The 18,740-nt window shown below is 71.9% G+C and carries 17 protein-coding genes; 6 read left to right on the top strand and 11 right to left on the bottom strand.

What is annotated here, in order from left to right:
• Nucleotides 1-192 precede the first annotated feature (192 nt).
• The 3 genes from OG329_RS07550 to OG329_RS07540 form a co-directional block, all read right to left on the bottom strand.
• Entirely contained in the window at nucleotides 193-1,476 is a 1,284-nt protein-coding gene (locus OG329_RS07550; protein ID WP_405793558.1) for an HRDC domain-containing protein, read from the bottom strand.
• Nucleotides 1,477-1,563: 87 nt separating this feature from the next.
• On the bottom strand, nucleotides 1,564-2,223 hold the full coding sequence (locus OG329_RS07545; protein WP_023537917.1) for a response regulator transcription factor: 660 nt from the start codon (nucleotides 2,221-2,223) through the stop codon (nucleotides 1,564-1,566).
• Nucleotides 2,224-2,496: 273 nt separating this feature from the next.
• Nucleotides 2,497-3,171: a DUF3000 domain-containing protein gene (locus tag OG329_RS07540; RefSeq protein ID WP_405793557.1), complete on the bottom strand. Its 675-nt coding sequence runs from the start codon at nucleotides 3,169-3,171 to the stop codon at nucleotides 2,497-2,499.
• 91 nt (nucleotides 3,172-3,262) lie between these two features.
• On the opposite strand from OG329_RS07540, the gene hemE reads away from it, so the two are divergent.
• Complete coding sequence (gene hemE / locus OG329_RS07535) at nucleotides 3,263-4,354, top strand: uroporphyrinogen decarboxylase (RefSeq protein WP_405793556.1); 1,092 nt, start codon at nucleotides 3,263-3,265, stop codon at nucleotides 4,352-4,354.
• A gap of 67 nt (nucleotides 4,355-4,421) precedes the next feature.
• Here the strand turns inward: hemE and OG329_RS07530 are convergent, their stop codons facing one another.
• On the bottom strand, nucleotides 4,422-5,807 hold the full coding sequence (locus tag OG329_RS07530; protein ID WP_405793555.1) for an FAD-dependent oxidoreductase: 1,386 nt from the start codon (nucleotides 5,805-5,807) through the stop codon (nucleotides 4,422-4,424).
• A gap of 70 nt (nucleotides 5,808-5,877) precedes the next feature.
• Nucleotides 5,878-6,876: a DUF4349 domain-containing protein gene (locus OG329_RS07525; RefSeq protein WP_405793554.1), complete on the bottom strand. Its 999-nt coding sequence runs from the start codon at nucleotides 6,874-6,876 to the stop codon at nucleotides 5,878-5,880.
• Nucleotides 6,877-7,077: 201 nt separating this feature from the next.
• On the opposite strand from OG329_RS07525, the gene hemG reads away from it, so the two are divergent.
• The 3 genes from hemG (at nucleotide 7,078) to OG329_RS07510 (ending at nucleotide 10,094) form a co-directional block, all read left to right on the top strand.
• Nucleotides 7,078-8,514, top strand: coding sequence for a protoporphyrinogen oxidase (hemG, locus tag OG329_RS07520; protein ID WP_405793553.1), 1,437 nt, complete (start codon nucleotides 7,078-7,080; stop codon nucleotides 8,512-8,514).
• 4 nt (nucleotides 8,515-8,518) lie between these two features.
• Nucleotides 8,519-9,235 carry a hydrogen peroxide-dependent heme synthase gene (gene hemQ, locus OG329_RS07515; RefSeq protein ID WP_405793552.1) on the top strand — a complete coding sequence of 239 codons (717 nt, stop codon included), beginning with the start codon at nucleotides 8,519-8,521 and terminating at the stop codon, nucleotides 9,233-9,235.
• A 346-nt stretch (nucleotides 9,236-9,581) separates the two neighbouring features.
• The gene (locus OG329_RS07510) at nucleotides 9,582-10,094 is read left to right on the top strand and encodes a DUF664 domain-containing protein (protein ID WP_405793551.1); all 513 of its coding nucleotides are present in this window, start codon (nucleotides 9,582-9,584) and stop codon (nucleotides 10,092-10,094) included.
• On the opposite strand, the gene OG329_RS07505 is transcribed toward OG329_RS07510, so the two are convergent.
• Entirely contained in the window at nucleotides 10,069-11,040 is a 972-nt protein-coding gene (locus OG329_RS07505; RefSeq protein ID WP_405793550.1) for a LysR family transcriptional regulator, read from the bottom strand. The genes OG329_RS07510 and OG329_RS07505 overlap by 26 nt on opposite strands.
• A 166-nt stretch (nucleotides 11,041-11,206) precedes the next feature.
• On the opposite strand from OG329_RS07505, the gene OG329_RS07500 reads away from it, so the two are divergent.
• Nucleotides 11,207-12,061 carry an aldo/keto reductase gene (locus OG329_RS07500; RefSeq protein ID WP_405793549.1) on the top strand — a complete coding sequence of 285 codons (855 nt, stop codon included), beginning with the start codon at nucleotides 11,207-11,209 and terminating at the stop codon, nucleotides 12,059-12,061.
• A 76-nt stretch (nucleotides 12,062-12,137) separates the two neighbouring features.
• Here the strand turns inward: OG329_RS07500 and OG329_RS07495 are convergent, their stop codons facing one another.
• The 5 genes from OG329_RS07495 to OG329_RS07475 form a co-directional block, all read right to left on the bottom strand.
• Entirely contained in the window at nucleotides 12,138-13,802 is a 1,665-nt protein-coding gene (locus OG329_RS07495) for an alpha/beta hydrolase (protein ID WP_405793548.1), read from the bottom strand.
• Between the two features lie 184 nt (nucleotides 13,803-13,986).
• Complete coding sequence (locus OG329_RS07490) at nucleotides 13,987-14,958, bottom strand: TIGR04222 domain-containing membrane protein (RefSeq protein WP_405793547.1); 972 nt, start codon at nucleotides 14,956-14,958, stop codon at nucleotides 13,987-13,989.
• 5 nt (nucleotides 14,959-14,963) lie between these two features.
• Nucleotides 14,964-16,316, bottom strand: a complete 1,353-nt coding sequence (locus OG329_RS07485; RefSeq protein ID WP_405793546.1) for a DUF692 domain-containing protein — start codon at nucleotides 16,314-16,316, stop codon at nucleotides 14,964-14,966.
• Nucleotides 16,317-16,442: 126 nt separating this feature from the next.
• The gene (locus OG329_RS07480) at nucleotides 16,443-17,231 is read right to left on the bottom strand and encodes a DUF4142 domain-containing protein (protein WP_405793545.1); all 789 of its coding nucleotides are present in this window, start codon (nucleotides 17,229-17,231) and stop codon (nucleotides 16,443-16,445) included.
• Between the two features lie 127 nt (nucleotides 17,232-17,358).
• Complete coding sequence (locus tag OG329_RS07475; RefSeq protein WP_405793544.1) at nucleotides 17,359-17,730, bottom strand: MerR family transcriptional regulator; 372 nt, start codon at nucleotides 17,728-17,730, stop codon at nucleotides 17,359-17,361.
• Between the two features lie 148 nt (nucleotides 17,731-17,878).
• Between OG329_RS07475 and OG329_RS07470 the strand changes: the two genes are divergently transcribed.
• Nucleotides 17,879-18,679, top strand: a complete 801-nt coding sequence (locus OG329_RS07470; protein ID WP_405793543.1) for an aminotransferase class IV family protein — start codon at nucleotides 17,879-17,881, stop codon at nucleotides 18,677-18,679.
• Nucleotides 18,680-18,740 lie beyond the last annotated feature (61 nt).

Below are 18,740 nucleotides of genomic sequence, written 5' to 3'. Positions count from 1 at the left end.
AGGGGTCGTGTCCGGACACTGAAGCGTGATTTGTGGCGCGACCCGGACCAGCGGCTTTCCAGGACCGTCGGGCGCCGTAAATCATGCCGTCCGGGCATGACCCCGGAGCGGCCCCCGGCCACCACCGCAACCACCAAGCCCGTCCGGCGCTTGAGGACAACGACCACCGGCCCGCACCGGGTCAACGAAACGTCACCCCGTGGACGCCGTCGCCCCCAACGCCCGCGCCAGCAACGGCGCCACCTGCTCCACCTGCCACCGCCGCGCGCCATACGCGGCCAGCGCCGAGGACACCGCGTCCACGTCCCGCCCCGCCGGCGGCTCCCAGCAGACCCGCCGCACGGTGTCCGGCGTGATCAGGTTCTCCTGCGGCATGTTCAGCCGCTCCGCGAGCGCCGTCACCGAGGCGCGGGCGGCCGAGAGCCGGGCCGCCGCGTCGGGGTCCTTGTCCGCCCACGAGCGGGGCGGCGGCGGACCGTTCAGCGGCTGTCCGGGCTGCGGCAGCTCCGTGTCGGGCAGCGCCTTCGCCCGGTCGATCGCCGTCTGCCACTGCTCGAGCTGGCGCCGCCCCATCCGGTGCCCGAAGCCGGGCAGCGCGGTGAGCGCCTGCACGTTCAGGGGCAGCCCCAGCGCCGCCTCGATGATCGCGCCGTCGCTGAGGACCTTGCCGGGAGAGACGTCGCGCCGCTGGGCGGCCTGGTCGCGGGCGTTCCACAGCTCCCGTACGACGGCCATCTGCCGGCGCCGGCGGACCTTGTGCATGCCGGACGTACGGCGCCACGGGTCCTTGCGCGGGGGCGGCGGCGGGGCGGACGCGATCGCGTCGAACTCCTGCCGGGCCCAGTCCAGCTTGTTCTGCCGGTCCAGCTCTGTCTCCAGCGCGTCGCGCAGATCGACCAGCAGCTCGACGTCGAGCGCGGCGTAGCGCAGCCACGGCTCGGGCAGGGGCCTGGTCGACCAGTCGACGGCGGAGTGGCCCTTCTCCAGGGCGAATCCGAGGACGTTCTCGACCATCGCGCCGAGGCCGACGCGCGGGAAGCCCGCGAGCCGCCCTGCCAGCTCGGTGTCGAACAGCCGCGTGGGGCGCATGCCTATTTCCCGCAGGCACGGAAGATCCTGGGTGGCGGCGTGCAGGATCCACTCGGTGTCGGCGAGGACATCGCCGAGTGCGGAGAGATCGGGGCAGCCGACGGGATCGATGAGCGCCGTGCCCGCGCCTTCGCGGCGGAGCTGTACGAGATAGGCGCTCTGCCCGTACCGGTAGCCGGACGCCCGCTCGGCGTCGACGGCCAGCGGGCCGGTGCCCGCGCCGAAGGAGGCGATCACCTCGGCGAGCGCTTCGTCGGTGGCGACCACCGGCGGAATGCCTTCGCGAGGCTCCAGCAAAGGGATCGGCGCCGTTTCGACGTCGTCCGGGGGAGCGCCCCCGGTGGTTCGCAGTGCTGGGTCTGCTGCGGTGTCTTGGGCGTCGGTCACGTGTCAAGGGTATCTGTGAACGGACGCCGCCCGCCGACGGAACGTTCCGTCGGCGGGCGATGCGGCCGGTGGGGAGGGTGAAACCGGTCAGTGAATGATTCCGGTGCGCAGGGCCACGGCGACCATTCCCGCCCGGTCGCCCGTGCCGAGCTTGCGCGCGATACGGGCCAGGTGGCTCTTGACGGTCAGGGCCGACAGGCCCATGGAGACGCCGATCGCCTTGTTCGACTGGCCTTCGGCGACCAGCCTGAGTACCTCGACCTCACGGCCGGAGAGCTCGCGGTAGCCACCCGGGTGGCTCGGGGAACCCGGGGGGCGGCGGTGCATGCGCGGTCCCGCGCCGATGGGTGCGGCGCCGGGGCGGCCGGGGTGGCCGATGTTCGTGCGCGTACCGGTCACGACGTAGCCCTTGACGCCGCCCGCGAGGGCGTTGCGCACCGCGCCGATGTCGTCGGCGGCGGAGAGGGCGAGGCCGTTGGGCCAGCCCGCTGCCCGGGTCTCGGACAGCAGGGTCAGCCCGGAGCCGTCGGGCAGGTGGACGTCGGCGACGCAGATGTCGCGTGGATTGCCGACGCGGGGGCGCGCCTCCGCGATGGACGAAGCCTCGATGACGTCACGTACTCCGAGGGCCCACAGGTGGCGGGTGACGGTGGAGCGGACGCGAGGGTCGGCCACGACGACCATGGCCGTCGGCTTGTTCGGGCGGTAGGCGACCAGGCTTGCGGGCTGCTCGAGGAGAACGGACACCAAACCTCCTGGGAAGGTGCGGGACGGGCCGGCTCGGGGATGAAGCCGGGGGCGAACCGTGCTTGAAGGGTCATTGACCTCTTCGGCAGCAACCGTCCCGGCCTTTAGAGAATGATCACGAATTGGTGAGTAACAATTCGGGCAATTCGGATACGTGATCGATCATCCTACGAGTGGTCCCCTCTTTGGCCGAGCGAAAACCGGCCACCGCGGGGACGCACGTCGACCGACCAGCTCGTATGCCGACCGCGTTCACGGCGCCCCGGACGGGGCCTAACGCGCCTGCGGACCCCGGCGCTGGGGGAGCGAGACCACGCCCGCCCCCGGCTCCGTCGGACCGCTCGGGGCCGCCGGCGGCAGGCCCGCGAGCTGGCACAGCAGATCGCACCAGGCGGCCAAGTGCGTTGCCGCGTCCGGGACTCCACCCATGCCCTCGCGCGGCGTCCAGGAGGCCCGGATCTCGATCTGGGTCGCCGGACGGCGCTCCGAGAGCCCGCCGAAGTAGTGCGACCCCGCGCGCGTGACCGTGCCGCTCGGCTCTCCGTAGGACAGTCCGCGCGCCTCCAGCGCCCCGGTCAGCCACGACCAGCAGACCTCCGGCAGCAGCGGGTCCGCCGCCATCTCCGGCTCCAGCTCCGCCCGCACCAGCGTGACCAGCCGGAACGTGCCCTGCCAGGCGTCGTGCCCGTCCGGGTCGTGGAGCAGGACGAGTCTGCCGTCGGCCAGATCGTCGTCCCCCTGGACGACCGCCGCCTCCAGCGCGTACGCGTGCGGTGCGAGCCGCTGGGGCGGCTTGGTCGGGTCGATCTCCATCTCGGGGCGCAGCCGCGCCGTCCGCAGTGCTTCGACGGCCAGCTTGAACGCGGACGGGACGGAATCCTCCTCCGTACCCCCCGTATCGCCGACACCGTTGGAATGATCAGAAAACTGTCCCTGAGCCGCAGCCATGCGGGGAAGAGTAGGCGGAACGAGCGTCCCGTGCGGTGAAGGACACCCGGCCCGGGGCGGCCGCTTCTGTGTACATGCGAAGATTCTGGGCGTGAGCGCCAACGACCGCCCCCCGGGCCAGCCGACGAAGACCGCAGCGACAGCGGCGACACTCGCCACCCGCGACTCCGCCTTCATGAAGGCGTGCAGGCGGGAGCCCGTACCGCACACACCCGTGTGGTTCATGCGGCAGGCGGGCCGGTCGTTGCCCGAGTACCGCAAGCTGCGCGAGGGCACCGCGATGCTCGAGTCGTGCATGCGGCCGGACCTGGTCACCGAGATCACGCTCCAGCCGGTACGCAGACACGGAGTCGACGCCGCGATCTACTTCAGCGACATCGTCGTCCCGCTCAAGGCCATCGGCGTCGACCTCGACATCAAGCCGGGCGTCGGCCCCGTCGTCGCACACCCCGTCCGCACGCGCGCCGACCTCGCGCAGTTGAGGGATCTGACGCCGGACGACGTGCACTACGTCACCGAGGCGATGGGCATGCTCACCGCCGAGCTGGGGTCCACCCCGCTGATCGGTTTCGCGGGCGCCCCGTTCACCCTCGCGAGCTACCTCGTGGAGGGCGGGCCGTCCCGTAACCACGAGAACACCAAGGCCATGATGTACGGCGACCCGGAGCTGTGGGCCGATCTGCTCGACCGGCTCGCGGAGATCACCGGTGCCTTCCTCAAGGTGCAGATCGAGGCGGGCGCCAGCGCCGTACAACTCTTCGACTCGTGGGTGGGAGCCCTGGCCCCCGCCGACTACCGGCGCTCCGCGATGCCCGCGTCCGTCAAGGTCTTCGACATGATCGCCGGATACGGCGTGCCGCGTATCCACTTCGGTGTCGGTACGGGCGAACTGCTCGGGCTCATGGGCGAGGCGGGCGCGGACGTCGTCGGCGTCGACTGGCGCGTACCGCTGGACGAGGCGGCCCGCCGGGTCGGCCCCGGCAAGGCGCTCCAGGGCAATCTCGACCCGGCCGTCCTGTTCGCCCCCACACCGGCCGTGGAGACGAAGACCGATGAAGTCCTCGACGCCGCACGGGGGTTGGCGGGGCACATCTTCAATCTGGGGCACGGCGTGCTGCCGAACATGGACCCGGACTCGCTGACGCGACTGGTGGATTACGTCCACACGCGGACCGCGCACTGAGGCTGTCCTCGATCGCCGGACGGGCCGCACATGCGGCCCGTCCGGCGACTGAAGGCCCAACTCCCGGCTACCAGCCCGCCTTTCGGACCGCCGCCGTCGCCTTGCGGGCCGCCACCAGGACCGGGTCCCACACCGGGGAGAACGGTGGCGCGTAGCCCAGGTCCAGCGCCGTCATCTGCTCCACCGTCATCCGCGCCGTCAGCGCCACCGCCGCGATGTCCACCCGCTTCGCGGCCCCCTCGCCGCCCACGATCTGCACACCGAGCAGCCGCCCCGTACGGCGCTCGGCGAGCATCTTGACCGTCATCGGCCGCGCCCCCGGCAGATACCCGGCGGTGCCGGTGGACTCGATGGTCGCCGAGACGTACTGGAGCCCCGCCGTGCGCGCGTCCTTCTCGCGCAGCCCCGTACGGGCGATCTCCCGGTCGCACACCTTGCTGACGGCGGTGCCGACGACGCCCGGGAAGGTGCCGTAGTCGCCGCCCACGTTGGCGCCGATGATCTGGCCGTGCTTGTTGGCGTGCGTGCCCAGCGCGATGTGGCGGGTGGTGCCGGTGACCAGGTCGAGCACTTCCACGCAGTCGCCGCCGGCCCAGATGTCCTGGTGGCCGCGTACCCGCATCGACAGATCGGTGAGCAGCCCGCCGTGCGGGCCCAGCGGCAGCCCGGCCGCCCCGGCGAGCGCGGTCTCCGGCCGGACGCCGATGCCGAGGACCACGACGTCCGCCGGGTACTCGGCGTCGTCGGTGGCGACCGCCCTGACCCGGCCGTCGGCACCGGTCAGGATCTTGGTGACGGCGGCGCCGCCGACCGTGGTGATGCCCAGGCCGTCCATCGCTTTGTGCACCAGTCGGCCCATGTCCGGGTCCAGCGTGGCCATCGGCTGCTCGTCGCGGTGCAGGACGGTGACCTCGTACCCGCGCTTGAGCAGCGCCTCCGCCATCTCGACGCCGATGTAACCGGCGCCCACGACCACCGCGCGTCCGCCGTCCCCGCCCGTGCGGGTCAGGGACTCGATCAGCGCCTGGCCGTCGCCGAGGGTCTGCACGCCGTGCACACCGGGGGCGTCGATGCCCGGCAGCGGGGGCCGGATGGGGCGGGCGCCCGTGGCGATCACCAGCTTGTCGAAGCCCGTCCACGACTCGGACCCGCTGTCCAGATCCCGGGCGCGGACCCGCCGGCCCCCGGTGTCGATCTCCACGACCTCCGTCCGCATCCGCAGATCGATCCCGCGCTCCCGGTGCTCCTGCGGCGTACGCGCGACGAGGTCGTCCCGCCGCCCGACGTCGCCGCCGACCCAGTACGGGATGCCGCACGCCGAGTACGAGGCGAAGTCGCCGCGCTCGAAGGCGACGATCTCCAGCTCTCCGGGCCCCTTGAACCTGCGGGCCTGCGACGCGGCGGACATTCCCGCCGCGTCGCCGCCGATGACCACCAAGCGCTCCGCTGCCATTGCGCGTCCCTTCGTGTGTGTGCCGGGCACCGCGCACCCGGCACTCAGACGCTACGCGGACGCGGCCGGTTCAGTCGTCCTCGTCCCCTTCGGGCGACCTCTCCGGGGCCGGGGCGGGGTCCGGCGCGGCGGCGGGGTCCGCCGCGGGCGCGAAGACCTCGACCGGGGCGGGTGCCGCCGCCGGGGTCCTCCTGCGCCGCAGCCGGGCGCCGAACAGCAGCCACAGCCCGAGCAGCACCGCCAGCGCCGCGACGAACGGCAGGATCGCGGCCACCACCACCACGATCCACCGCAGCACCGTCACGAACGCGTCCCAGCCGCCGCCGAGCGCGTCCAGGAAGCCCGGGTCGTCGTCCCCGGAGTCCTTCTCCTCCTTCGTCCGCTCGCTCAGGTCGAGCGTGATGGTCGCCATCGTCGTCCGGTCGGCGAGCGACGCCTGCTTGGCCAGCAGGGACTCCAACTCTGCCTGCCGCGTGTTCAGTTGGGACTCCAGGGCCACCACGTCCGTGATGTCCTCCGCCTGGTCCATCAACTTCCGTACGCGGTTGACACTGGCGCGCTGCGTCGCGATCCGGCTGTTGACGTCGACCACCTGCTCGGTGACGTCCTTCGCGTTCGCCGTACGGGACAACAGCTTCCCGGTGCCCGCCAGTTCGGTCAGGACGGAGTCGTAGTCGGCCTCCGGGACCCGCAGGACGACATTCGACGCCACATGCGTGTCGTCGATGCGCTCGGTGGTCTCGTCCTCGACCACGCCGCCCGCGGCGAGCGCGACCGTACGGGCAGTGGCGAGTGCCTTCGTCACGCTTTTCACCTCCACCGAGAGCGTGGCGGTGCGGATCACATGGGTCTTCGAGGAAGGCTCGTCAACGGCCTTGTCGCCGTCGGCCGGTTGCTTGCCGGCGTAATCGTTCGCCGCCCCCGGAGCGGCGGCCCCCTCCTCGCCCGCCTGCGGTTTCGCCGCGCTGTCGGCCTTCATGTCTCCGCTGTCCGAACTCGACGCGCTGCACCCGGCCAGAGCCAGTGAAACGGTCAGAAGTGCTGCCGCGAATGCGGGAAGTGCACGCATGTCGGTCCCCCCAAGGACGCCAAGCGGTGAATGTCGCCGGTTCGACGGGGCGGCGCGGAAGCGGGTTGCGCTTTTCCGGTCGCGAAGCGGTCACGGTCGGGACTCGGTACGGGTCGCCACGCGCCGGACAGGCCCTGCGAGTGGTCTGAGACAGTGGACGGCATGGTGAGCAGTCCGAATCCCACGCCTCCGTCCGGTCCCATGGCTCCGTCCGGACCCGCGCCCCATGTCGTCGTCATCGGGGGCGGTATCGCCGGTCTCGCCGCCGCCGACCGGCTGTTGACCGCCGGCGCCCGCGTGACGCTTCTGGAGGCGACCGACCGGCTCGGCGGCAAGCTCAGGACCGGCGCGATCGAGGGCGCCCCCGTCGACCTCGGCGCCGAGTCCATGCTCGCGCGCCGCCCCGAGGCCGTCGCCCTCGCGCGCTCCGTGGGGCTCGCTGAGCGCCTTCAGCCGCCCGCCACGACCTCCGCCTCCATCTGGTCGCGCGGCGAGCTTCGTGCCATGCCCAAGGGCCATGTGATGGGCGTCCCCGGCGACGCCTCCGCCCTCGCCGGTCTGCTTTCCGTGGAAGGCGTCGCCAGGATCGGCCGCGAGCGGGACCTCGACCCGGTGGCTGTCGGCGACGACGTGTCCGTCGGCGAGTACGTCGCGCGGCGCCTGGGCCACGAGGTCGTGGACCGGCTCGTGGAACCGCTGCTCGGCGGCGTCTACGCGGGCGACGCCTACCGCATCTCGATGCGCGCCGCCGTCCCCCAGCTCTACGAGGCGCTGCGCACCCACGGCTCACTGCTCGACGCCGTCCGCGCGATCCAGTCCAAGGCCGCCGAACACCCCCGTACCGACGCCGTGTTCACCGGCATCGACGGCGGCGTGGGCCGGCTCCCGGGCGCCGTCGCCGACGCCGTACGGGCGCGCGGAGGCGACATCCGTACGACGACGCCCGTCCTGGACCTCACCCGCACCGCCGACAACTGGGCGGTCAGGACCGACCGGGAGACCATCACCGCCGATGGCGTCGTCATGGCGAACCCGGCCTGGTCCGCCTCCGTGCTCCTCGCGCGCGAGTCGCCCGCCGCGTCCGCCTCACTCGCCGAGATCGAGTACGCCTCCATGGCCCTGGTGACGATGGCCTTCCGCCGCGCCGCCGTCACGGACCTGCCCGGTATGCCGGCCGGCAGCGGCTTCCTCGTACCGCCCGTCGACGGCCGCACCATCAAGGCCGCCACCTTCTCCACCCGTAAGTGGGGCTGGGTCGACCAGTCGGCACCGGACCTGTTCGTGCTGCGCACGTCCATCGGCCGGTACGGCGAGGAGGACCAACTCCAGCGCGAGGACGCCGAACTCGCCGGCGCGTCCCTGCGCGACCTCGGCGCGGCCGTCGGACTCACCGAACGCCCCGTGGCCACCGAGGTGACCCGGTGGACCGGCGGTCTGCCCCAGTACCCGGTCGGCCACCCGGCCCGCGTCGCCCGCATCCGCGAGGCCGTCGCGAAGCTCCCCGCGCTGCGGCTGTGCGGCGCGTACGACGACGGCGTCGGCATCCCCGCCTGCATCGCGAGCGCACAGCGCGCCGCCGACGAGATCATGGCCACGCCGACCCTGGCGCGGGGCACGGATCGGGACGCGGGAGAATAGCCGTATGACTGCCGCATCAGACAAGACCCCCAACGCGGGCAAGAAGGCCAAGGATCTCAACGACGTCATCAGGTACACGCTGTGGTCCGTCTTCAAGCTGCGCGATCTGCTGCCGGAGGACCGGGCCGGATACGCCGACGAGGTCCAGGAGCTGTTCGACCAGCTCGCAGCCAAGGACGTCACGGTGCGCGGCACGTACGACGTGTCCGGGCTGCGCGCCGACGCCGACGTGATGATCTGGTGGCACGCCGGGACCGCGGACGAGCTCCAGGGCGCGTACAACCTCTTCCGCCGTACGAAGCTGGGCCGGGCGCTCGACCCCGTCTGGTCGAACATGGCGCTGCACCGCCCCGCCGAGTTCAACAAGTCCCATGTGCCGGCCTTCCTGGCCGACGAGACGCCGCGCGACTATGTGAGCGTCTACCCCTTCGTGCGCTCGTACGACTGGTATCTGCTGCCCGACGAGGAACGGCGTACGATGCTCGCCGACCACGGAAAGATGGCCCGTGGATATCCGGACGTCCGCGCCAACACCGTGTCATCCTTCTCGCTCGGCGACTACGAGTGGATTCTCGCCTTCGAGGCCGACGAGCTGGACCGGATCGTCGACCTGATGCGTCATCTGCGTGGTTCGAAGGCACGGCTGTACGTACGGGAAGAGGTGCCGTTCTACACCGGCCGCCGCAAGTCGGTCGCGGACCTGGTCGCCGGACTCGCCTGATCCACAGGCGCGGCCCGCGATTCGCTCCACGCGATCGCACAACTGCATGACGGCCGGGTCCGCCCTCGGGCAGCCCGGCCGTCCCACCCGGAAGATCAGACGACCGGCGGCAGCCCGCGGCCGGACCTCTCGTCCAGCGACACCGGGTTCGGCGCCGCGTGCGGCGCGCTCTCAGCGCGCCGCACCGGTGTCTTCACCGGCGCCCCCACCCGCTGCCCCGCACGCGGGGCGACATGCCCTGTGCCCCGGGCGCCGCGGGGAGGCGCGGCACGGCCGGGAAAGCGATGCTGGAGGAGACCCGCGTCCGTCCCGGGCGTCAGCGAGCCGCACAGAATCGGAGCGTGCCATGACCGCGAGCGGTGATCTGCTCATCGACGCCTTCGACCGTATCCGTGACACCGTCCACCGGGTGGTCGACGGGCTTTCCCCGGACGAGCTCGCCGTACGCATCGACGAAGGGGCGAACTCGATCGCCTGGCTCGTCTGGCACCTCACCCGGATCCAGGACGATCACGTCTCCGACATCGCCGGGACGGACGAGGTGTGGATCGCACAGGACTGGACGGGCACGTTCGAGCTGCCGTTCTCGCGCGACGCCACGGGGTACGGACACTCACCGAAGGACGTGGCGGCGGTCGGCGGGAGCACGGGGGAGGTGCTGGTGGGCTACCACGACGCCGTACACGCGCAGACCGTCACGTACATCAGAACGCTTCAGGACGCGGACTACACACGCGTCGTGGACCCGACGTGGGTCCCGGCCGTGACCCTCGGCGTGCGGCTGGTCAGCGTTGTCTCCGACGATCTCCAGCATGTCGGCCAGGCCGCTTTCATCAAGGGCTGGCTGACGCGCCGCTAGCGGACGCTTCGTCGGCGTACGGGACGTGGGCGCCCGGAACGTCGGCGCCCGCCACGTCGGCGCCCTCCGAGTCCGTCAGGTACGAGAGCAGTTGCCGGGCCGCCGGACCGGTGCGCCCCTCCTCGGGGACGGCGGCCGAGACCTCCCAGAGATGGCTCCGCGTCCCGGTCAGCCGCACCGTCGCCAGCGCGGCGGCCTGATCCTTGCGGGCGATCGGGCGGGGCACCACCGCGATGCCCAGACCGTGGCCGACCAGTTCGATGAGGCTGTGCACATCGTTGACCTCCAAAGAGACCCGCCGCTCGACGCCCACCGCCGCGAAGGACCGGTCCGTGAGGCCGCGGGCTCCCCAGTCCTGGTGGAAGTCCACAAAGACCTCGCCGGCCAGGTCCGCCCACCGCACCTCGGCGGCCCCGGCCAGTCGGTGCCCGGGGTGGCAGAGCAGCACCATCGGTTCGCCGGCCAGCTTGATCAGCCGTACCCCCTCGGGCACGGCTCCGGACACGACCACGAACGCCAGGTCCAGCCGTCCCTCGGCCACGTCGTCCACGAGAGAGGCGGAGCCGGCCTGCCGCAGCCGTATCTCGACGTCGGGGTGCTCGGACCGGAAGCGCGCGAGCAGGCCGGGGACATGGACGCCGGTGACGCACTGCTCCGTACCGACGGACAGCGTGCCGCGCAGCAGCCCCTGTACGGCGGCGACCGCCTCCTTGCCCGCCCGTACGCTCGCCAGCGCGCGCGACGCCTCCACGAGCAGCGCGCGGCCGGCGCCGGTCAGCTCCACGCGCCGCGTGGAGCGTACGAACAGCCGGGCCCCCAGCTCGCGTTCCAGCGCGCGCACGGACGCCGAGAGGCCCGACTGCGAGACCATCAGCCGCTGGGCGGCCCTGGTGAAGTGCCGCTCTTCCGCGACGGCGACGAAGTACTCAAGATGTCGGAGTTCCACAGAAAGGAGCCTAAGCGAGAGGCCCGGGACGCCGATGCCATTGAGAAGCTGGAGCGCTCAATGCGTTCAGTTTCTTCTATTGGACGCCTTGTGGGCGTGGAAGCGAGACTGGCGCATGCCCGCCGGAACCGGCCGGGCGCAGTAGCGGCAAGGAGCAGATCACACCATGAAGACTCGCCGTATCGGGACCGTCGACGTCAGCTCGATCGGCCTGGGCGGAATGCCGATGTCGATCGAAGGACGGCCCGACGAGGCCCGTTCCGTCGCCACCATCCACGCGGCGCTGGACGCCGGCGTGACATTCATCGACACGGCGGACGCCTACCACTCGTACGCCACCGACGTGGGCCACAACGAGTCCCTGATCGCGAAGGCGCTGGCGTCCCACGGCGCCGGATCCGAGGTGCTGGTGGCCACCAAGGGCGGCCATCTGCGACCGGGTGACGGCTCCTGGACGCTCGACGGATCCCCCGGATACCTCAAGCGTGCCTGCGAGGAATCGCTCCGCCGGCTCGGGGTGGAGTCGATCGGGCTGTACCAGTTCCACCGCCCCGACCCGAAGGTGCCGTACGAGGAGTCCGTCGGCGCCCTGCGCGACCTGCTCGACGAGGGCAAGATCCAGCAGGCGGGCATTTCCAACGCCACCCCGGAGCGGATCCGGCTGGCCGACGACATCCTCGGCGGCCGACTCGTCTCCGTACAGAACCAGTTCTCGCCGGCTTTCCGTTCCAGCGAGCCGGAGTTGGACCTGTGTACGGAGCTGGGGATCGCGTTCCTGCCGTGGAGCCCGTTCGGCGGCATCAAGAACGCGGCTGAACTCGGCTCCTCCCACGCCGCGTTCAACCGCGTCGCCGAGGCGCACGGAGTGAGCCCGCAGCGTGTCTGCCTGGCCTGGATGCTGGCGAAGTCGCCCGTCGTGGTGCCGATCCCGGGCTCCAGCCGTCCGCAGACCATCGTCGACTCGGTCGGCGCGGCCGGCCTCGAACTCAGCCCGGCCGAGGTGGCGGAGCTGGACGCCTGAGCAGGTGTGAGCGCCGTGGCCGACCGGACCGGTCGGCCACGGCGCTCAGGCACCGTCCGAACACCCGCTCACCGGCTCAGAGCTGAACACCCGGGTTCAGCCTGCGCCGCAGTTCGGAGCGTGTGTCGTCGGCGGGCTCCAGCGACACCGGGTTCGGCGCCGCGTGCGGCGCGCACTCGGCGCCGCGCACCGGTGTCTTGCCGGTCAGCAGATACGCCTCGAGGTGGTCGTTGACGCACTCGTTGGGGCCGCCCGCGATGCCGTGCGTGCCCGCGCCGCGCTCGGTCACCAGAACGGACCCGGCCAGCCGGCGTTGCAGATCCAGCGCCCCCGGATACGGCGTCGCCGCGTCCCGCTCGGCGGCCAGGATCAGCGTCGGCGGCAGCTCACCGGGGCCGGTGCGGATGTCGGCCGGCTGCTGGCGCGGTTCCTTCCAGAAGGCGCACGGCAGATTCATCCACGCGTTGTCCCACGTCTCGAACGGGGCCCGCTCGGCCAGCTCGGTGTTGTCGCGGTCCCACACCTTCCAGTCCGTCGGCCACGGTGCGTCGTTGCACTGCACGGCCGTGTAGACGGCGTTGCCGTTCTCGTTGTCGACGGCCGCCGCCGGGTGCGGCGTCGCCTGGTCGATCAGGGGCTTCGTATTGCCCTTCAGGAACTCCGACAGTGCCGTGGCCCGCATCGCCCAGTAGTCGTCGTAGTAGCCCACGCCGAGCATCGCCGCGTGCAACTGGCCGGGGCCGACCTTGCCGCCCGCCGGCCGGTGCGCGACCTCGGCCCGTACCCGCTCGTAGCCGCGCTGGACCTCGTCGGGCGTGGTGCCCAGGTGGTACGTCGCGTCGTGCTTGGCGACCCACGCGCGGAAGTCCGCCCAGCGCTGCTCGAAGGCGGGGGACTGGTCGAGGTTGTTGCGGTACCAGATCTGGTCCGGGTCCGGGTTGACGGCCGAGTCGAAGACCATCCGGCGTACGTGGGACGGGAAGAGGGACGCGTAGAGCGCGCCGAAGTACGTTCCGTAGGAGGCGCCCATGAAGGACAGCTTCTTCTCACCGAGGGCGGCCCGCAGGACTTCCAGGTCGCGGGCGTTGTTCAGCGACGTGTAGTGGCGCAGGGCCGGTCCCGCGCTGCGGGCGCAGCCCTGGGCGTACGCCTTGGCGCCGGAGATCCGCTCCCGCTTGTACGACTCGGAGGGGTACGTCGGCGCGAGCGTGGGCGCCTTCGCGAAGTCCCCGGCGTCCTGGCAGGACAGCGGCGCGGAGCGGCCGACCCCGCGCGGGGCGTAGCCGACGATGTCGTACGCCGCCGCGATCCGCTTCCACTCGGGCATCTGGGCCGCCATCGGGAAGGCCATGCTGGAGGCGCCGGGGCCGCCGGGGTTGTAGACCAGCGCGCCCTGGCGCTGGACGGTCTCCACGGCCTTGCCGTCGCCGCCCGCCGCGCCCGTCTTGCCGGACGCCTTCACCCGGCTGACGGTGAGTTTGATCCGCTCGCCGTCCGGCCGGGCGTAGTCGAGCGGTACCTCGACCGTGCCGCAGGTGAGGGGAGCGGGCAGCATCTCCGCCTTGGGGCACGCGCGGAACGTGATTCCGGCGGCGGCTGCGCGCTCGGCGGCGACGACGGTGCCGCGCGCCTCGGACGAGGTGCCGGCGAAGTCCGCGCCGCGCGCCGGGGCGGCGGACAGGGTGGACAGGACCAAGGAGCCGAGGGTGGCCAGGGCCCCGTACTTCGCAACTGCTCTCATCGCTTTCCCTTCAGGCGTGCCGCGTTGGGGGGAAGGCGATCATCTATGGAGCCGTTGAGATGTAAAGGAACTGTGAGCGGTGTCGGGGCGCATGACTCCGATGCGTCATACAGTCACTCAATAGGCCCGTACGGGGTGCGGGATCGGGTGTGGCGTGCTCCGTGCGCGGGTGAGCGCGACGAGGTCAGCCGCCGCCTCCTCCGCAACCGCCGCCGCCCCCACCACAGCCGCCCCCGCCGCCCCCTCCTCCGTCGCCGCCCCCGCCGCCGGAGCCGCCACCCCCGCCGCACCCTCCGCCCGAGCTGCCGCAGCCCGAACCTCCGGAGCCCCCGCCGCAGCCCGAATCGCCGCCCGAACCGCCGTCCCCGACGCCCGCGCTCGCGCACCACACCACCGTGGTCGCGGCCACATGCGGCGCCGCCTGGAAGTCGCGGCCGGGCCGCATGCGCGTCGCGACCATGAGCTGGTCCCGCAGCAGGGTGTCGTCCAGCGCCATCGGCCCGTCCAGGGCGACCCGGTGGTCGGGTGCCGTGGTGTACGTGTGCAGCACCCGGAACGACTGCCGCGCGCGGATACCGGCACCGGTGAGCCGCCGCCTGGCCAGCGCCGAACAGAGGAAGCCCGTGATGATGCCGATGATCGCCAGCGGGATGGTCGGGATGACCCACGGCGAGGAGGTGTCGATGAGCACGAAGACGGTCAGCGGTATGGCGAGCAGGGACACGATCGCCTGCGCCAGCCCCCAGCGCACCCACACGCGGGTCTTCCGGGCCGGTACCAGCAGCCCTCGCGCCGCCAGGGAGTCGCCGACGTCCTGGACGGCGCGCGAGCGCATCACCGCGAGGCGCAGCGTGTGCAGGGCGCCGTGCGGTGCCCGGTTGTGCTCGTCGATGACGGCGCGTTCCACCGGGTTGCGCGCGACATCGCCGTACAGGGCGACGATGCCGGGGCCGCCGATGCCCAGCCGGCCGTCCGCGTGCATCGCGACGATGGCGGTCTCGGCCACCCGGCCCGGTCCGCCGCCGAGGAAGGCCACGTCCATGAGGTCGCGGACGTCGGTACTGCCACCCCCTGAGCGCATCCTGATCACTCCGATCAGGAGCGTGACGATGGACAGCGGGATGGCGATCTGGAGCGTGGTCAACAGCGTGTCCACGGCCGTCACCGCCCCACGAGTACGGAGCGGGCGGCACGCACCATCCGGGTCGCACGGCGCGGCGCTCGCGCGCCGGAGCGATCCCGCCACCACTGGGTCAGCTCGCGCCGGGCCGCCGCGTCCTCGGGCCGGTCGGCGATGAGCAGATGCTCGGCGAAGTCGAGCGCGTCGCGCCGGTAACCGGCGCGCATGGGGCGGCACTTGGCGTACGCGAGGAATGTGGCGCGGTAGTCGGCGCCGAGGATACGCGGGATGTCGGGGGCCACCTTGGCGACGACCTCCGCCCGCTTCCCGGCGAGCGCCCGGCTCTGCACGCCGAGCCGCCGGGAGTCGAAGCCCTCGGGGGCGGGGGTCCCGGCGACCAGGGCGGACAGGAGGGCGGTCTGCGCGAGAGCGAGGCGCTGACGGGCGGGGTCGGTGGACGGGGCGGCCTCAACGGCGGTGTCCGAAGTGGAATTTGACGCCCCTTCAGGTCCCGTCACCGGTTCCGCTACGGGTCCCGGTCTCGCGAGCGTCGCGCGGATCGTGTCGAGTTCGGCGGCGAGTTCGGCGGTCGGCGGGAAGTTGTCGTCCCGTTCCAGCAGGACACCGGGCGGGGAGATCCGGGAGCGCAGCTCCGCGAGTATGCCGAGCACCGGCGCGCTCACCGGGTGGGCGTGGGTGTCGTGCCAGACGCCGTCGCGTTCGACGCCGCCCGCGACATGTACGTACGCGATGGCCTCGAGCGGCAGTTGACCGAGCGCGGTCGCCGGGTCCTCGCCCCGGTTCACCTGGTTGGTGTGCAGGTTCGCGACGTCGATCAGCAGCCGTACGCCGGTGCGCTCGACCAGCTCCGCCAGGAACTGACCCTCCGTCATCTCCTCGTCCGGCCAGTTGATCAGCGCGGCTATGTTCTCCACGGCGAGCGGCACGGGCAGCGAGTCCTGGGCGATCCGTATGTTCTCGCACAGCACCCGCAGCGCGTCCTCGGTGCGCGGGACCGGCAGCAGATGGCCGGCTTCGAGTGTGGGCGACGCGGTGAGCGGGCCACCGCCCCGTACGAAGGCGATGTGCTCGGTGATCAGCGGGGCGCCGAGGGCCAGCGCCCGCTCCGCCAGATCGGCGAGGCGCCTGGCGTCGGGCCGGTCGGCGCCCCCCAGACCGAGCGAGACGCCGTGCGGGATCACGGTGACGCCGCGTGCGCGAAGGCGCCCGAGCGAGTCGGGGAGATGGTCGGCGCAGATGTTCTCGGCGACGGCCTCGACCCAGTCGATGCCGGGCAGCGCCTCCACCGCTTCCGCGATCTCGGGCCGCCAGCCGATGCCGATCCCCAAGTTCCCCGCGTTCCCCGCGTTCCCCACGTGTGTCGTGTGGCTCATGACTCCCCCTCCTCCGTGCCTCGGCGAGTGCCGGTTCCGGGGTAATGGCCCCGCCGGGCGCCGGTGAATCCAGGGGAGGGGACGTTCAGAGCATCATTTGAGGTTCCCGCGACGGCCCGCGGTCGTTCACGGGCTCGCCTCGGTGCCCGGCGGCGCCGGGCGGTTGGTGTTCACGGCCGTCGGCGGGCCCGGCTGGGTGGACGGCCGGGAGGTGAAGGAGCGGTCCCCGGTCGGTGCGGCGGCCGGCGGTGACGGCGGCAGGCTGCCGTCCGGCGGCGGCGGGCCGGTGGGGCTGGCGGTCTTGGTGCCCGCGGCCTCGCGCGCGATGTCGTCGAAGTCGACCAGCCCGGTGCCCTCCAGCATCGTGATGTGGTCGAGGACCGTCTGGTTGGCGTCGGTGGCGAGCTGGCGTATCAGGGTGTTGCGTGTCGTATGTCTGACCTCGGCTATCAGCGCGAACACCTTGCCGTGGGCGTTACGCAGGAGGTTGGCGAACTTCCTGTCGTACTCGGAACCGGTGGCCGCCGACAACTCCCTGAGCCAGTCCTGCTGTTGCTCGTTGGGCTGGTTCGGCAGCTCGACGCCGAGCTTCGCCGCCACGTCGCGCGCGCGGGCGTCGAGGTCGGTGTGGCCGACGACGAGATGGTCGCCCGCGTCCTTGATCGCCTGGCTGGGGGCGCGCTCGATCGCCTGCTGCCCGGCGGGCAGTTCCCACAGCCCCGCGAGCCGCACCTTCACCAGGAAGTCGCGGTCCGTCGCGGAGAGCGGACCCCACTGGGTCGACACGCTCGACGCCGCGAGATTCGCCTCCCCGGTGCCGGAGCGGTCGGCGTACGACCAGAGAGGAAAGGCGAGGGCGCCGACCGTCGCGACGAGCGCCGCGATGATGAGTGCCGTGCCGTTGATACGTCGCAACAAAGTGTCTCCCGGGCCGATGTGCCACCGTGTCTCACCGCGTACCACCGTCGAATCAACCGCGCACCGACCGGTCGTTCAACCTACTTGGCGGTATCGGGAGATACGGATCTCGGCGCGGGAATGTTCAACGACGCGGGACCGAGGGGGAGCGCGCCACGTAGTCGGCGAGAGTGCCGCGGGTGCGTCGCAGGTTGTCGATGTGCTCGTCCATGGCCGCCATCTCCCCCTGGAGGATGGCCCGCAGGTCTTCGCACCAGTCGAACTCCGGCGCCTCCTGGGCCTCACCCCGGACGCATGGCAGCACCGAGCGGATCACCTCGGTGGACAGGCCCGCCTCCAGCAGCGCGCGTACCTGCCGCACGGTGACGACCGCGTCCTCGTCGTAGGTCCGGTAGCCGTTGTGCTCGCGCCTGGCGACCAGGAGGCCCTGTGCTTCGTAGTACCGCAGCAACCGCGCCTTGACCCCGGTACGCCGGGACAGTTCCCCGATCAGCATGGTGTCACCGTCCGTCGTGTCCGTTTTGCCGTGTCCCGGCTTCGCGTCTTGACCTTCTCATCGGTGTCAACCCATAGCGTCGTCCTGCCGAGCGGGCACCGCGCACAGGTGCCTGACCGATCACTAGCTGATGCTGGAGCGATGCACGATGTCTTTCGTTGTCCAACGTAACGGCCTGGCGGCGACCGCCGACGAGCTGACGCCCCTCGCCTTCGCGGGCTACGCCCACTTCACCGCCGTACAGGTCCGCGGCGGCCGGGTCCGCGGTCTCGATCTCCACCTGGCGCGGCTGCGGTCCGCCTCCCTGGAGATGTTCGGGCGGGCACTGCCCGACGACCAGGTCGTGTCCTACCTGCGGACGGCGGTACGGGCCGGCCCGGCCGACCTCTCGCTGACCGCCACGGTGTACTCCCCGGCGGGCGAGTTCACCGTGGCCGGACCCGAGGTGGAGCCCGAGCTGCTGGTCCGTACGGGACCGGCGGCGACCGGACCCGAGGGCCCGCTGGCCCTGGCGGTGGTCGAGCACGAACGGGAACTCCCGGGTGTGAAACATGTCGGCGAGGTGGCCAAGACGTACCACCTCCGCCGGGCCGTCGAGCTGGGGTTCGACGATGCGGCCTTCGTCGACCGGCGGGGCCGGCTGAGCGAGGCCACGATCTGGAATCTGGCCTTCTGGGACGGCGAGAGCGTGGTGTGGCCCGCCGCCGAGATGCTGACGGGTACGACGATGGGCATCGTCCGCCGCCAACTGGAACACCTCGGCGTCCCCCAGCGCACCGCGGAGATCACCCCCGACGATCTGCCCGCGATGGCCGGAGCGGTCGTCATGAACTCCTGGAACCCGGGAATCCCGGTGCGTCGCGTCGGCTCGGTCCACCTGCCGGACGCCCCGGTCTTCCTGAAGCGGCTGCACGAGGCATTTCAGGCCGAACCCGCCATGCCGCTGTGACGGCCGGGCGGCGGGCGCGGGCACCGGAGCGGGCGCGGGAGTGGGCACCGGAGCGGGCGTG

This window comes from Streptomyces sp. NBC_01506, from assembly GCF_045040295.1.
GTDB lineage: Bacteria > Actinomycetota > Actinomycetes > Streptomycetales > Streptomycetaceae > Streptomyces.
The sequence above is the reverse complement of the archived record's forward strand: the minus strand, read 5'-3'. Positions and strand labels throughout refer to the sequence as shown.